14 protein-coding genes and 1 tRNA gene are annotated in these 14763 nt (G+C 58.8%); 6 read left to right on the plus strand and 9 right to left on the minus strand.

Translation table 11 applies throughout. The annotated features are described in order from the left end of the window. The first annotated feature begins 40 nt into the window (after positions 1-40). Positions 41-244, plus strand: a complete 204-nt coding sequence (locus ACLI1T_RS04735) for a hypothetical protein (protein WP_023026320.1) — start codon at positions 41-43, stop codon at positions 242-244. A 56-nt stretch (positions 245-300) separates the two neighbouring features. Here ACLI1T_RS04735 and ACLI1T_RS04740 read toward each other — a convergent pair whose 3' ends face one another. Both ACLI1T_RS04740 and ACLI1T_RS04745 read right to left on the minus strand, forming a co-directional pair. Then, positions 301-1470, minus strand: a complete 1170-nt coding sequence (locus ACLI1T_RS04740) for an ABC transporter permease (protein WP_411703172.1) — start codon at positions 1468-1470, stop codon at positions 301-303. Positions 1471-1473: 3 nt separating this feature from the next. Next, positions 1474-2376: an ABC transporter ATP-binding protein gene (locus tag ACLI1T_RS04745; RefSeq protein ID WP_411703173.1), complete on the minus strand. Its 903-nt coding sequence runs from the start codon at positions 2374-2376 to the stop codon at positions 1474-1476. Between the two features lie 197 nt (positions 2377-2573). Here ACLI1T_RS04745 and ACLI1T_RS04750 point away from each other — a divergent pair, with 197 nt between their 5' ends. Next, a complete protein-coding gene (locus ACLI1T_RS04750; protein ID WP_411703174.1) occupies positions 2574-3041 on the plus strand; it encodes a Panacea domain-containing protein in 468 nt (155 codons plus the stop codon). A gap of 376 nt (positions 3042-3417) precedes the next feature. On the opposite strand, the gene ACLI1T_RS04755 is transcribed toward ACLI1T_RS04750, so the two are convergent. From ACLI1T_RS04755 to ACLI1T_RS04780, 6 genes are all read right to left on the minus strand, one after another. Then, complete coding sequence (locus tag ACLI1T_RS04755; protein WP_411703175.1) at positions 3418-3576, minus strand: hypothetical protein; 159 nt, start codon at positions 3574-3576, stop codon at positions 3418-3420. A 147-nt stretch (positions 3577-3723) separates the two neighbouring features. Then, positions 3724-3797: transfer RNA gene (locus tag ACLI1T_RS04760), tRNA-Arg, on the minus strand. Between the two features lie 53 nt (positions 3798-3850). Then, positions 3851-5407 (minus strand): alpha/beta fold hydrolase, encoded by a 1557-nt coding sequence (locus ACLI1T_RS04765; protein ID WP_411703176.1) that lies wholly within the window; start codon positions 5405-5407, stop codon positions 3851-3853. A gap of 111 nt (positions 5408-5518) precedes the next feature. Further along, positions 5519-6139, minus strand: a complete 621-nt coding sequence (locus ACLI1T_RS04770; RefSeq protein ID WP_411703177.1) for a LutC/YkgG family protein — start codon at positions 6137-6139, stop codon at positions 5519-5521. After that, a complete protein-coding gene (locus ACLI1T_RS04775) occupies positions 6136-7641 on the minus strand; it encodes a lactate utilization protein B (RefSeq protein WP_411703178.1) in 1506 nt (501 codons plus the stop codon). Before ACLI1T_RS04775 ends, ACLI1T_RS04770 begins: the two co-directional genes overlap by 4 nt. After that, on the minus strand, positions 7641-8426 hold the full coding sequence (locus ACLI1T_RS04780; protein WP_023026328.1) for a (Fe-S)-binding protein: 786 nt from the start codon (positions 8424-8426) through the stop codon (positions 7641-7643). The genes ACLI1T_RS04775 and ACLI1T_RS04780 overlap by 1 nt, the downstream gene beginning before the upstream one ends. 224 nt (positions 8427-8650) lie before the next feature. Here ACLI1T_RS04780 and argS point away from each other — a divergent pair, with 224 nt between their 5' ends. The 4 genes from argS (at position 8651) to thrB (ending at position 14116) form a co-directional block, all read left to right on the plus strand. Further along, a complete protein-coding gene (gene argS, locus ACLI1T_RS04785) occupies positions 8651-10303 on the plus strand; it encodes an arginine--tRNA ligase (RefSeq protein WP_349867864.1) in 1653 nt (550 codons plus the stop codon). Beyond that, the gene (gene lysA, locus ACLI1T_RS04790) at positions 10304-11641 is read left to right on the plus strand and encodes a diaminopimelate decarboxylase (protein WP_411703179.1); all 1338 of its coding nucleotides are present in this window, start codon (positions 10304-10306) and stop codon (positions 11639-11641) included. 178 nt (positions 11642-11819) lie between these two features. Further along, on the plus strand, positions 11820-13163 hold the full coding sequence (locus ACLI1T_RS04795) for a homoserine dehydrogenase (protein WP_349862691.1): 1344 nt from the start codon (positions 11820-11822) through the stop codon (positions 13161-13163). 23 nt (positions 13164-13186) lie between these two features. After that, positions 13187-14116: a homoserine kinase gene (gene thrB, locus ACLI1T_RS04800; protein ID WP_411703180.1), complete on the plus strand. Its 930-nt coding sequence runs from the start codon at positions 13187-13189 to the stop codon at positions 14114-14116. Here the strand turns inward: thrB and ACLI1T_RS04805 are convergent. Continuing rightward, complete coding sequence (locus ACLI1T_RS04805; protein ID WP_411703181.1) at positions 14103-14762, minus strand: helix-turn-helix transcriptional regulator; 660 nt, start codon at positions 14760-14762, stop codon at positions 14103-14105. The two genes, thrB and ACLI1T_RS04805, sit on opposite strands and share 14 nt — an antisense overlap. Position 14763 lies beyond the last annotated feature (1 nt).

The following is a 14763-nucleotide window of genomic DNA, read 5'->3' on the forward strand; positions in this document are numbered from 1 at the left end:
CTTTTAGTTAATCTTCGGTGAAGCGAGAGGTTTTATCATTATGAACGAGCGCGAGGCTCAAGAACAACGCGAGGCGGCAGCCCGCCAACAATCCGAGGGCTGGGTTTCCGTTTTCGTCCAGTGGATTCCCTGCATGCTGCTGGCCCTAGTGCTGCTCGGTGCCATGTTCTTTGGCATGTACTACATCGAACACGGCACCCTGGATATCACCCAGCCGATCACCAACGAATTCATCGTTGAGTAATTCTGCGCAATAGAAAAATCCGGCCTCCCTTAGAAAGTGGGAGGCCGGATTTATTTTTATTTCTTGAGCACCTGGCGCCAGGTCATCTTCTTGCCATTATTCAAGATGGCGCGGCGGTAGATGCGCGCGACAACGATGAGGATCAGCGCGGTAACTACAGCGAGGACCGCGTAGCTTCCCGCCAAGCCCAGCCAGCTCATATTGCCGCTCGCGACTTGGAGGGGAGCGACCAACATGGAGACCGGCGGCACCCAACCCATGACCTGCATCCAGGTGGCATCCAAGTTGGTCCATCCAAACATGGTGATATACATGGTGGCAAAGACGAGGAGCAGGATGGGCGTCTGCGTCGATTGCAGATCCTCGGTGCGCTGCACCATGGAACCGGCTGCGGCATAGAGGCTGCCGAAGAAGAAGAGACCGAGGATTTCTCCGACGAGCAGGGCTGCAATTAGGCCATAGTCGAGCTGGATTTCGCTCGCTGCGCCAGTAAATGCCAGGGAAGCCACGCCGCCGGCCAGGATGAGGAAGGTGCCGAGCAGCCCGATGATGGTATTGCCAATCACCTTGCCGGCCAAGAAATCCACCGGGCGCACCGTGGAAAGGATGATTTCGACCACGCGCGAAGACTTCTCTTCTGTAACGCGCCCACCGATGAGCCCTGCGAAGGTCATGATGGAAAAGACCACAACCATTGAGGCGATAAGGACGATGGCAACATGCCCCATCGCTTCTTCGGAGGCCTCATCTGTTTCCAGATCAACCGCGGTCACTTCGGCTGATGGGGTGGCGGCGGCAAGCTCTTGGGGATCAATATTCAGCGTATTCAAGGCTTCTGCCTGTGCCTGCGCCGTAACCACTTGATTGACCGTAGAGGAGATCGTGGCGGAGACGGTGCCGTTGGCCAAAAGCTCCCACCCCTCGTCGTCGGCGGGCACGAGGGCGGCGTCGACGTCGCCGTCATCGATAAGCTGCACCGCGCTATCCCGGTCATCTGCGGCCTGCGTCTCCAGTCCGGAATCAGCGAATGCGTCTGCCTCCAGGCCCACCACGGCGACGGAATCTGGTTCATCGTCACCACCGGACAGCAAGTCAATGATGATGGGGGTGGCGATGGCACCAATGATAAGCAGCAGCATCATGATGACAACGGATTTGGTCTTAAGGGCAACCGCCATCTCGCGCTTGGCGACGGTCCCTATGGTCTTCATTGCCGAATACTGCATGGGCTAGGCCTCCTCGGTGCTGGTGGTGCTGGTGACGACGTCTTGGAAAAGCTCGGTAAGGTCTGGGACCTTGAGGCCGAAGGAGTGGACGGGGCCAGCGGCCATGGCAGCGCGCAAGATGGCTTGGTCATCGGTGCCATCATCGGCCTCGAGCACTACGCCGTGGTCAGTTTCCTCTACTAGGTGAGTGCCCTCCGGGTACCAACCGCGAGCAGGGGTTTCCACCGCATAGCGCGAGGCTCCCTGGGTGCGCAGCTCATCTACAGTGCCTTCTGCCACCATGCGGCCTTGCGTGACGATGCCCACGTGGTCGCACAAGCGCTGCACCAAGTCCAGTTGGTGGGAAGAAAAGATGACCGGCACCCCGCGCGCGGCGCGCTCTCGCAGCATGTCTGACATGACATTGACCGCGACGGGGTCCAAGCCGGAAAAGGGCTCATCCAGAATCAACATATCGGGGTCATGGATGAGGGAGGCGGCCAGCTGCACGCGCTGCTGGTTGCCCAAGGACAAATCATCCAGCTTGTCGTCCTGGCGCTCACCCAGCCCCAGCTGCTCCAGGAGTTCCGAACCGGATTTCTGGGCGGCCTGCTTGCTCATGCCGTGCAGGGTGCCCAGAAACGTCAGCTGGCTAAGCAGCGGTTCCTTGCCGTAGAGGCCGCGCTCTTCTGGCATATAACCAATGCGGCGGCGGTTGTCGTCATTAATGGGGGAGCCATCGAAATATACCTCCCCGGAGTCTTTCGCGAGCACACCCAGCGCGATGCGCATGGTGGTGGACTTGCCCGCGCCATTGGAACCGACGAAGCCGAAGATCTCGCCCTCCTGCACGCTAAAGGTCATATCCCGCAGCGCTCGGACACTGCTAAAAGATTTATTGAGATGGTCGATTTCTAAGGTGGGCAAGGGGTGTCCTCCATGGCTCGCCTATACTGCATAACTTTCGTGGTTCTAGATACCTTAGTATTTCATAAACCTAACAGTTTGGCTATGGAATCCATTGAAAGCCAGGTTGCATGGGTCAAACCCCTACCGAGTTGGTCGGAATAGAAAGTGCTATCTAGGTGCTCTACCGTTAAGAACAAGCAGGAAGGAGGTGCACAATGAAGCAATTCACTGCCCGCCAAATCGCAGAATGGCTAGTAGCTTGGGCTGAAGAAACCGAAGAAGCCGAGCTGACACCACTGAAACTTCAAAAGCTCCTCTACTATGCAAAGGGTCTTTACATGCGAGCCTCCGCAGGGGTGCCACTCTTCAATGAACGGATGGAAGCATGGGCCCACGGACCTGTCGTTGTAGACATCTACCGCGAACTTAAAAAGTACGGTAAGAGCCTCATCGACCCCGATACGTTTATTTCTGATGACTTCAACTGGGACGATTACCGGCCTGTGGAAGATACCTTGATTGAAGTATGGAATAAGTACGGGCCCTATTCCGCATGGGTTTTACGTAATAAAACCCACACGGAGTCGCCTTGGAAGAAAAACTTCGTTGAAGAAGAACGGGGCTCGAGATTTCTGATGCAGACCTCAAAGAGTACTTCGACTAGATATGGGAAAGAAAAGTAAGAGACGTAGCACTCGGCCTGCCTCAAAGAGTCAAAGTGGTGCCGATACAAGCGTCTTGAGTGCCATAAGAGCAGCATTAAACGAATACCCGCTCCTGTCCACTAGGTTTTTGCAGAGCGGATGGGGATTCGGGCAAATGACCGATAGAATGCGCAGGGAATTCCTCGACAATTGGCACAAACGGTCACTAATTTCTTGGACAGAGCTTGTTAATCACCATAGGCACGGCCTCGGCTCAGAATTTATCCCGAAAAGGAAATCAAAGCTCAAATCCCTAGGCAGTTCCAAGAGCTAACCAAATTCCGCGAGATCCTTGGCGTGTTACGCTCTAGCGAGCTAGGCTGCGACCTCTGCCATGCCCTGGCCCTAGTCCGGCTTATTTCTTCCACACTTTCTTGTAGGTGGCACAGCCAAGTGCAGCCACCGCTACGACGGTGAGGATGGTGCTCGCGGTAGTGAACCCGTTGATGAAGCTGATAATTAGAGACATGGCCAGTAGGGCCAGGGCGATGAAGTAGAGAGTTCGTGTGGTCATGATTCTATCCTTTCGTTTAGTATTGGAGGGGTAGCCTCGGGGTTCAGGATGGTTTGGGCTTCCTGAACCCTCGGTGGCTACTCAATCCGAAAACTGGGCGCATAGTGAACCCCCTCGCTTGCAAAAGCGAGGGGGTTAAAAATTTTGTGTCCCCGACAGGGATCGAACCTGCGACCTTCGGTACCGGAAACCGATGCTCTAATCCGCTGAGCTACGGAGACATCGCTGGGAAAATTCCCAACGATGTGATTCTAGCGCATTGGCTGCCGCGGAACTAAATCAGGCCCGGTGCGTCAGAGGTGGTTACCTCACCGGTGCGTAGATAGTGCACGCCAATTTCATCGACGGCCTTATTGCCCAGCGCAAAGTGCCCGTGGCCGGGACCGTGGACGGTGACGACGCGCGATTGCATGGGCTGAGAGAGCGCAGTGTGGTACTGGTACGGGGTCTGCGGATCGCCCGTGCCTTGGAGTTGCAGGGGCTTGGTGGCAAGGTGCGAGCCATCGAGTGGTGCCCCGCCGGTAACGGGTTCGCGGCCGCCGCAGCCGGCGCCAGATCCATACATGGAATTAACCAGGGAGAAAATATCGCCGGTGACAAAGTTGGACCACAGGTAGGTGGGGAAGAGCCACGGGTTACCGGCGACGGTGTTCTCGTTGCAGACGATGAGATTCTGCATATTCATCATCTGGATAACTTGCTGTTGCACCGCGCGGGCAAGCTCCGGATCGTCGACGACATTGAATGGCTTACTGCCGTTTAAGTGCTTGGCAAAGTCATCCCAGTGCGCAGGCATGGGAACGACCTCGCGGGTCTTGCCCAAAGTCACCGATGCTCGCTGGTCTGCCTGTGGGTTAAGTGCCTTGTCGGCGAGGAATTCTGCCTGCACGCGCAGCTCACCCGTGGCGGTCATGATATCCGCGCCCGGTTGGCCGGCGAACTCGAGCCCTGGGGGAAGGTCACCGATTTTCGCGTCCGGTGGCAAGACCGTGGGGCGGGCGCCGGCTTCCATGGCGACTTTCTGCGACCACTTTTCATAGACCTGGAGCGGAGTAGTGCCCAAGTGGTAGGTGGCGTCATTATCCGCAATGAACTGGAAAAGATCGTGCAGCGCATTTTCATACCCTTGTTGCTGCGAGGTGAAGATGCCGTTCCATGCCAGTTGCGGGCTCATGCCGGAATCGAGCAGCACCTTGCCCGTGTGCTGCGGATACTTGGTGGCGTAGGCGGAACCAAGATAGGTGCCGTAGGAAATGCCGGCGATATCGATGACGTCCTCTCCCAGCGCTTTGCGCACCATCTCCCAGTCTTGGGCAGTATTGGCGGTGGTCAAAGAGTTGGTATAGCCAGGGGTGTTCTGCTCACAGGCATCTCGGGTGGCTTTGCCAATCTGTGTGGTGGCCTCGATGGGATTGAAATTTGGGGTGGCAGCACAGTCCACCGGAGTGGAACCGGGTAGGCCGCGCGGCTGGACGCCAATCAGATCCCATTCGTTGCGAATTTCTTCGGGCCATTCGACGGCATCGTTGCCGGCCCAAGAATAGGCGTCACCGCCTGGGCCGCCTGGGTTGGTAAAGAGCGCGCCGCGGCGCGCGTCTGGTTGTGTCGCAGGTACGCGAACAAAACCAACGCTAATGGTGCCGGCCTCAGGGTTATCGTAGTAGGTAGGTACCTCTATCCGGCCGCACTCGGCGCCATCCAGGTTGACCTGTGCGGGGCAATCCTCCCAGGTGATTTCTGGATCCGCCGCGGCGGCGGTGGGGGCTGCTACTCCCAGTGCGAGGACGCTAGCGCACACTACGGTAGAAATTTTTCGAGAAAAAGAAAGCATAAGCTAAAGCTCCGACTCATATAACGTTTGTCAGAGTTAGCTTATGCTTCTTTCAGGTTCGTGGCAGGAATTTCCACGTGGCGGGTGCCCTAACTCGGCACCCCAGCCTCGCTACTTCACAATAATCACGATGAGATCGCGCGGGCCGTGCACGCCCTCGACACGCGAGAGCTCGATATCGGAGGTCGCAGAAGGGCCAGAAATCCACGTGGCGGGCTTGTCTGGGTTCATCCGGGAAATGACCTCAGGGATGCCGTAGACAACCTCGTCGCGGCGGACGATGCAGATGTGGCGGTCCGGAACCAGCGTCAAGGCGCGGCGGCCGCAGCGGGAATCGGACTGCAACACGATGGTGCCGGTCTGTGCGGAAGACACAAGGGACTCGGTGACAACGGCATCGGCATCGTCAAGCTCGCGCGGATCCGCGTCCTCGTCGTCCGGGCGGGCCGAAAGGCCATCAAAAAGATCGGTACTCATGCCCGGGGCGTAGCGGATGTCCTTACAGTTGCGATCGCTGACGATGGAATCCAGCGTCTTTTTGAGATCGCTTTCCTCCGTGACGTGGACTTCCGCCTTGTAATCCTCGAGGCGATCGACCAGCATCTCGCGCAGCTCATCATCATTCAGCGTGCCTTCGCGCTGGTATTCGCGGGGCACATCGACGTGATCTGGGAGCCCAGCCTGCTTCTGTGCCGAACGAATGCGGTTTAGGATGTCTTGCTTTGCGCTCACTTGGAGGCCTCCTTACGGGCATTGGACAGCAACTCTTTGCCTTCTTCGGAGTCGAACCATTGGCGGAAGGATTTCTTCGGCGGAATCGCGGTATCGCGGCCATCGGACCAACCGGACATGAACAACGGCAGCGACTCGATGGTGCCGTTGAATCCGCCCATTACGCGGCCAAGCGCCACGAGGTGGGTGACCTTATCCCACATCTTCGGGTTGTCCCAGAGCAGCTGCACCGTCTTGAAGAGCTTCGGCTCGATCGGGGAGGCAGCGTGGGTGACCTTCTGATGGCGGTTTTCCAAGATGACATCAGAAAGCGGAATCTTGACTGGGCACACGTCGTCGCAGCGCCCGCACAGTGAGCAGGCATACGGCAGGCTAGCCGATGGATCGTTGTGGTCCTTCATGCCAGTTAGCTGCGGGGTCAGCGAGATACCGATGGGGCCCGGGTACACGGAACCGTAGGCGTGTCCGCCGGCGCGCTCATAGACCGGGCAGACATTGAGGCAGGCCGAGCAACGGATGCACTTCAGTGCCTGGTGCCCAACGGGCGAAGACAGCGCTGCGGTGCGTCCGTTATCCAGCAAGACGATGTGGAAGTTCTGCGGGCCATCGCCCTCTGTCACACCAGACCACATGGAGGTATAAGGGTTCATGCGCTCCGCCGTGGAGGAACGAGGCAGCAGCTGCAGGAAGACTTCCAGGTCCTGGAAGGTAGGCACGAGCTTTTCGATGCCCATGACGGTAATCAGCGTTTCCGGCAACGTCACGCACATGCGCCCATTGCCCTCAGATTCCACTACGTTAACCGTGCCGGTCTCAGCCACACCGAAGTTGGCGCCGGAAATGGCGACCTTGGCCTTCATGAACTGCTGGCGAAGGAACTGACGGGATGCCTCGGCCAACTCGGCGGGCTCAGCCTTCAGCGAGTCATCGGTATTGGGCATCTTATCGACGAAGATATCGCGAATTTCCGCGCGGTTGCGGTGAATTGCGGGCACCAAAATGTGCGATGGCATATCGTCGCCAAGCTGTACGATGAGCTCTGCCAAGTCGGTTTCCTGAGCGTGGATTCCGGCCTCTTCGAGGTGCTCGTTCAAGCCGATTTCCTGGGTAGCCATGGACTTAACCTTGACTACGTCAGTCTCACCCGTTTCGCGGATGAGACCTTCAATGATCTCGTTGGCCTCCTTGGCGTCGCGGGCCCAGTGGACGATGCCGCCGCGGTCCGACACGGCCTTTTCAAATTGCTCGAGCAGTTCCGGCATGCGGGCGGTGACGTCCTCTTTGAGGGCAGAACCGGCGTTGCGGAGCAGCTCCCAGTCATCCACTTCCTGCACGGTGTTGGCGCGTTTTTCGCGGATGGTGGTGGTCGCGTGCTGCAGGTTGTGGCGCTGGGTAGCGTTATTCAGCCCGACGTGCGCGAGCGGGACGAAGGCCTTGCTGCCGCGCAGGTTGCCGGAGCATTCAGGGGCGCGTGGTGGGGTGGTGTCGAGGAAAGAGGTCATTAGAGCATCGTCTCCTTGGAGTATGCGGCGGAGTCTGGCTGCCATGGGTGTTCCTTGGTGGAAGCCAAAATCTCAGCCATGTGTAGGGCGCGAATGCCGGAGCGCTGGCGGTGGAGCGCGCCGCCGATATTCATCAGGCACGACGAGTCACCAGCGGTAACGTACTCGGCCTTGGTGTCCTTAATGTGGCGGGTTTTATCGGAGACCATTGCCTGGGACACCTCCGCATTCTTCAGGGCAAACGTGCCGCCGAAGCCGCAGCACTCTTCGCTATTGGCTAGCGGTGCCAAGTCGATGCCCTCGACTTCTTGCAAAAGCTTGTAGGGGCGGTCTTCCAACTTGAGGAAGCGTAGGCCGTGGCAGGCAGAGTGGTAGGTCACCCGGTGTGGGAAGAAAGCGCCGACATTGGTCACGCCTTCAATATCGACCAAAAATTCCGTGAGATCGTAGGTCTTCTGTGCGGTCTTTTGCGCGCCATCGACATCGGCGGAAGTGCCGAAGCGGTCGGCAATGCTTTCGTGGCGGTCGCGAACTGCTGCAACGCAGGAACCGGAGGCGGCCACGACGTAGTCAATGGAAGGATCTGCGAAGGCATCCGCATAAGAGCGGATCATCCCCAGAGTTTCCTTTTGGTAGCCGGTGTTGATGTGCATCTGGCCGCAGCAGGTTTGCTCCTCCGGAAGGACAACTTCGTGACCTAACCGGGAGAGAACCAATGCCGTCGCCTTTTGGACGTCCGGGAAAAGGGTGTCACCAATGCAAGTAGAAAAAAGCGCAATGCGCATACGGTGCTCCTTATTAGTTTTTAAGTCATGGAGGTGTCATTAACACTACACATTCACTGCGTGGAATGTAGTGTGAATCACGTTCTACCAGCATATATTTTGTAATATATATCGCAATATAGGTTTGCCTAAGAGGTCTATTAAATGAGCGATCTCCGCCCGCGGAAATGTTAGCCAGTGCTTCTTTTCGCACGTGTCGGGGCAGTGAACTAGACTCTTGCCACATGACTCCAGCTGATTTGGCCACCTTAGTTAAAGAATCCGCCACCGAGGTCATGGCAGAACATGACCTAGACGCGTCCGTATTGCCGGAATCTGTCACGGTAGAGCGCCCCCGCAACCCAGAACACGGTGACTACGCCACCAACCTTGCACTGCAGGTGGCCAAGAAAGCCGGCGCGAATCCGCGCGAATTTGGTGGCTGGTTAGCGCAAAAATTAGCCCAGCACGATGCCATTGCGGAAGCCGATATTGCCGGGCCTGGATTTATTAATATCCGCTTAGCCGCCGCTGCCCAGGGTGAGATTGTCGCCCAGATTCTGCAGGCAGGCGCGGACTACGGTTCGAATGACTCCTTTGCAGGCAAGAAGATTAACCTGGAATTTGTGTCTGCCAACCCCACGGGCCCGATTCACCTGGGCGGGACGCGGTGGGCCGCCGTCGGCGATTCGCTAGGCAGGGTACTCACGGCTTCCGGTGCAGAAGTCACCCGCGAGTACTACTTCAATGATCACGGCGGCCAGATCGATCGCTTCTCGCGCTCCCTTGTTGCCGCAGCTAAAGGCGAGCCCACGCCGGAGGACGGCTACGGCGGAGATTATATTCGCGACATCGCAAACGCGGTTGTGGAAAAGAACCCCAACGCGCTCGAGGGCGATGCTGCGCAGGTGCAGGAGGCTTTCCGCGCCGATGGCGTAGAGATGATGTTTGCCCAGATCAAGCAGTCCCTGCATGAATTTGGCGTGGATTTTGATGTCTACTTCCACGAAAATTCGCTGTTTGAGTCTGGGGCGGTAGATAAGGCCCTTGAGACCCTGAAGTCTGAAGGCCACCTTTATGAGGCGGATAACGCGTGGTGGCTGAAATCTACCGACTATGGCGATTCTAAGGATCGCGTCGTGGTGAAATCGGACGGCAATGCGGCGTACATCGCCGGCGATATCGCCTACGTGGCCGATAAATTCGACCGCGGTCACGATCTTAATATCTACATGTTGGGCGCTGACCACCACGGTTACGTCCCGCGCTTGAAGGCGGCGGCAGCTGCCTTGGGCTATGACGCCGATGGCGTCGAGGTGCTCATTGGCCAGATGGTCAACCTGTTGCGCGACGGCAAGCCGGTGCGCATGTCTAAGCGCGCGGGCACCGTAATCACCATCGAGGATTTGGTCGCCGCCATTGGTGTCGATGCATCGCGTTATTCGCTGGTGCGCTCTTCCGTGGACCAGTCCATCGATATCGACCTGGGCCTGTGGGAGTCGCAGTCCTCGGATAATCCGGTCTACTACGTGCAATACGGTCACGCCCGGTTGTGCTCGATTGGACGCAAGGCAGCGGAGCTGGGGGTTAGCTCCGAAGCCGCGGACCTGTCGCTGCTGGAGCATGAGCGCGAGGGCGACCTTATCCGCACTTTGGGTGAGTTCCCTGCCGTAGTGGCAGATGCCGCGGAACTGCGCGAGCCGCACCGCGTGGCGCGCTATGCCGAAGAGTTGGCTGGCGTATTCCACCGTTTCTATGACACCTGCCAGGTTTTGCCCAAGGCAGGGGAGGAACAGCAGCCCATTCACAGCGCACGCCTCGCATTGGCGGAAGCATCCCGCGTCGTCCTGTCCAATGCCTTGACTATGGTTGGCGTGAGCGCACCGGAGAAGATGTAAATGGCTGATTTCAATGAGCTTCCCGCCCACGTGTGGCCGCGGAATGCGAGCCGCCAGGAAGACGGCGTCGTTACCGTAGCGGAAGTGCCCTTGCCGGATTTGGCAGAGGAATTCCAGACCCCGCTCTACGTCTTTGATGAGGACGACTTCCGCTCGCGCTGCCAGGACATGGCGCGTGCCTTCGGCGGGCCGGATCACGTGCACTATGCCTCCAAGGCGTTCATTTCCAAAAAGGTGGTGCAGTGGGTCAACGAAGAAGGCCTGTGTCTCGATGCTGCCGCGCTCAATGAGCTAAAGATCGCGCTCGCCGCAGAGTTCCCGGCCGCGCGCATTACGGCGCACGGCAATAATAAGGACGAGGAATACTTGCGCCTGTGCGTGGACGCGGGCGTGGGCCACGTGGTCATCGATAATGAACAGGAGCTCGAAGAGCTCAACCGCATCGCCGGCGAGGCAGGCGTGGTGCAGCCGGTAATGATTCGCGTCAAGCCGGGTGTGGACGCGCATACCCACGAGTTCGTGGCCACCTCGCACGAGGACCAGAAATTCGGTATTTCCCTGGCCACGGGCGCGGCATTCTCCGCCGCGAAGCGTTGCCTTGAGGTGAATAACCTCCACTTGAGCGGCCTGCACTGCCACGTGGGTTCCCAGGTTTTCAATGCCGAGGGTTTCAAACTCGCCGCCGAGCGCGTGCTGGAGCTCTACCGTCAGATCCACACCGAGCTGGGCGTTGACCTGGCCGAGCTGGACTTGGGCGGTGGCTTTGGTATTCCGTATATGCCTTATGAGGAAGCCCTGAATATTGACCGCGTGGCCCAGGACATGCTGCGCGCCGTGGACCAGACCGCGGAAGAGCTCGATATTAAGGCGCCGTTCCTCCTCGTGGAGCCGGGGCGTTCCTTGGTGGCAGGGTCTGCCGTGACCGTCTACCGCGTGGGTACGGTCAAGGACGTGGAAACCGGCAAGGCCGATTTGCCGGTGCGTCGGTATATCTCCATCGATGGGGGAATGTCCGATAATATCCGCCCAGCCCTCTACGGTTCCGAATACGATGTGCGCCTGGTGAACCGCTTTAGCGATGGCGAGATGGTGCCCTCGCGCATCGTGGGTTTCCACTGCGAATCCGGCGATATCCTGCTGGAGGAAGGCGAATTGCCCAATGACATCCAGCCGGGGGACTTGCTCGCTTTCGCGGCCACCGGCGGGTATCAGTACATGATGTCCTCTCGGTACAACGGCGCGGTGCGCCCAGCCGTGGTTGCAACGCGCATGGGAAATACCAAGCCCATGTTGCGGCGCGAAACCATCGAGGATCTTTTGTCCTTGGAAGTGGATTAAGCCAGTACTACCCCCGCAACGCAGGGGCCACATTCGGCCCGTGCGGCGGGGGTTTTCTGTAGCTAAACGAATATTATCCCCCGCATGTCGCAATATAGACAGCTCGTTCTGTATAGTGACCTGTAGCCGCGTAAAGCGGGAGATATTTTCCACCACTAAATCGAGATGGAGACGGACTATGGATGCTTCAAACAGTGAGCTACAGCTACATTCGCGTACCGGCAAGGGTGAAGGCGAAACCGTTGGCATCGCGCTGCTTGGATTCGGCACCGTGGGCGCGGAAGTTTTCCGCCTCTTAGATGAGAATGCGGATGCCTTTGCTCATCGCATCGGTGGGCCAGCAGAGATCCGTGGCATCGCCATCCAGAATAAGAATAAGCTGCGCCCGGGCGTGCCCAGTGAATTGTTGACCGATGATGCCAAGGCCCTGATCTCCCGCGATGATATTGACTTGGTGGTGGAGGTCATCGGCGGGATCGATTTCCCGCGCGAGTTGGTGTTGACCGCGCTTAATTCCGGCAAGTCCGTGGTGACGGCGAATAAGGCGCTCGTTGCTGCGCATGCTGATGAATTGGCCGAGGCAGCGGAACGCTCCGGCGTTGACCTCTACTTTGAGGCCGCCGTGGCCGCCGCCATCCCCGTCGTGGGTATGCTGCGTCGCTCCCTGGCAGGTGACCAGATTGAGCGCATCTCTGGCATCGTCAATGGCACGACCAACTACATCTTGGACGCGATGGAATCCACCGGCGCCACCTATGACGAGGCCCTAGCGGAAGCTACCCGCCTGGGCTATGCCGAGGCGGATCCCACCGCGGACGTGGAGGGGCATGACGCCGCATCGAAGGCCGCCATCATGGCCTCCATCGGCTTCCACACCCGCGTGAAGTTCGAGGACGTGCACTGCGAGGGCATTACCGATATCACCGCAGACGATATTGCCGCGGCAAACGATGCCGGCTATTCCATCAAGCTGCTCGCCATTTGTGAGCGCCTGCGCCGCGAGGATGGATCCGAAGTGGTCAACGCGCGCGTGCACCCGACCCTGGTGGCTAAGGATCACCCGCTGGCTTCTGTCAGCGAGTCCTATAACGCAATTTTCGTTGAGGCTGAGGCCGCCGGGTCGCTCATGTTCTACGGCAATGGTGCCGGCGGCAACCCTACCGCCTCGGCAGTGCTTGGCGATGTCGTCGGTGCCGCCCGCAATATCGTGCACGGCGGTCGCGCGCCTGGCGAGAATACCTACGCCAACCTGCCCATTGCAGACTTTGGCGAGGTCGATACCCGCTTCCACATCGATATGGAAGTCCAGGACCGCGCCGGCGTCTTGGAAGTCATTTCGGCGCTCTTCGCACAGCATGGGGTATCCCTGCGCACCGTGCGCCAAGAAGACGGCGAGGACACCGCGCGCCTTATCGTGGTCACCCACGCCGCCAAAGAAGCAACCCTGGAAAACATCGTCTCCGCCTTGGGCGAGCTCGATGAGGTCAAGGCCGTTCATTCGGTCATCCGCTTGGGCAGCTAAACCGGTTCGATATATTAGTCACCATGAGCATCGAAGTTGAAGTCGGCACCAAGGCGATAGTCACCGTTCCTGCCTCCACGGCGAACCTGGGGCCGGGATATGACACCCTGGGCATGTCTCTGAGCATGTATGATACCGCCGAGGTGGAGGTTATTCCCTCCAGCCTCGAGGTGGAGATTTTTGGTGAGGGGGCAGAAGACCTCCCGCGCGATGGATCGCACCTTATGGTCAAGGCCATCCGCTCCGCGCTATCTGCTGCCGGCGCTACGGTGCCGGGGTTGCGCGTGGTTTCGCATAATACGATTCCCCAATCGCGCGGCCTGGGTTCTTCGGCGTCTACGGCGGTCGCCGGCGTGGCAGCCGGCAATGCCTTGGCGGGCAACCCACTCACCCAAGATCAGCTCGTGCAATTGTCTTCGGCGTTTGAGGGCCACCCGGATAATGCCGCGGCCTCGGTACTGGGCAGTGCTGTGGTCTCGTGGACGACGGTTCCTGTCGATGGCCGCTCCCTGCCGGAATACAAGGCCGCCACCATCAACGTACACCCCGATATTCGGGCGACCGCGCTGGTGCCGGATTCCCACGCCTCCACCCAGGCGGTGCGTCGCGTGCTGCCTTCGCATGTGACGCATTCCGATGCCGCCTTTAACGTCTCCCGCACCGCCGTCCAAGTAGCCGCGTTGCAGAACTACCCAGAACTTTTGTGGGAAGGCACCCGCGACCGTTTGCATCAGCCGTATCGCGCCGGCGTGCTGCCGGTGACCGCGGAGTGGGTGAACCGCCTGCGCAACCGCGGATACGCCGCCTATCTTTCTGGGGCGGGGCCGACGGTGATGGTGCTGCACACGGAGGACATCGACGAGAGCGTACTTGATGATGCCCGCGAGCAGGGCCTGCGCGTCTTCGATCTCAAGGTCGCGGGCCCGGTCCGCGTGGAAGTTACACAGGCTTAATCTCGATTTGGCAGACTTCGGGGCGCTGCATCGGTGTTAAGGCGATGTCCGCGTCCGTACCGCTGGCTTCTTGTAAAAATCCAGCGTGTATGGCGCAGACAAAGGGGCTCGGGGTGGTTCCGGAGGAGACGAATGGGCAGGCGTTCAACTCGATCTCGGATGAATCCGCGCCTTGCGAAGGATCAAAACCCATATCGCGCAGGGTGGCAAAGAGGGTATCGAGCGCCCCGCTCTGGATATCCGCGCCCGTAGCGCGCGCCCACTGGCGCCCCAATTCTCGGGCCTGCGGGGAAGAGAAATCTTCCAGCTCTTCCTTGCCGGCGAGCATGGTGGTTAGCACGCTAATGAGGCTGACATATTCGTCTGCGATGGCGCGGTTATCCGGCACGCGCGCCTGGAAAATCAGGGACGGGCGCCCGCGCCCGGTGCTGTGCTCTGGAACGGCGGTCACGGCACCGACATGAATGAGCTCATCAATATGCCCGCGCGCGGTATTGACGTGCATGCCTAAATCTTTTGCTACCTCCGTTGCGCGAGCTCCGCGCGGGTAGTGCTGGAGCTGCGTGAGCACCTCGCGCTGCTTAGGGGATAGCTTGAGCGCTTCTGGGAAAAGTTCGGTGCTGGGGCGGGGGAGCGAATTAGGCATG

The sequence above is a fragment of the Corynebacterium tuingiense genome (assembly GCF_046718165.1).
Classification (GTDB): Bacteria; Actinomycetota; Actinomycetes; order Mycobacteriales; family Mycobacteriaceae; genus Corynebacterium.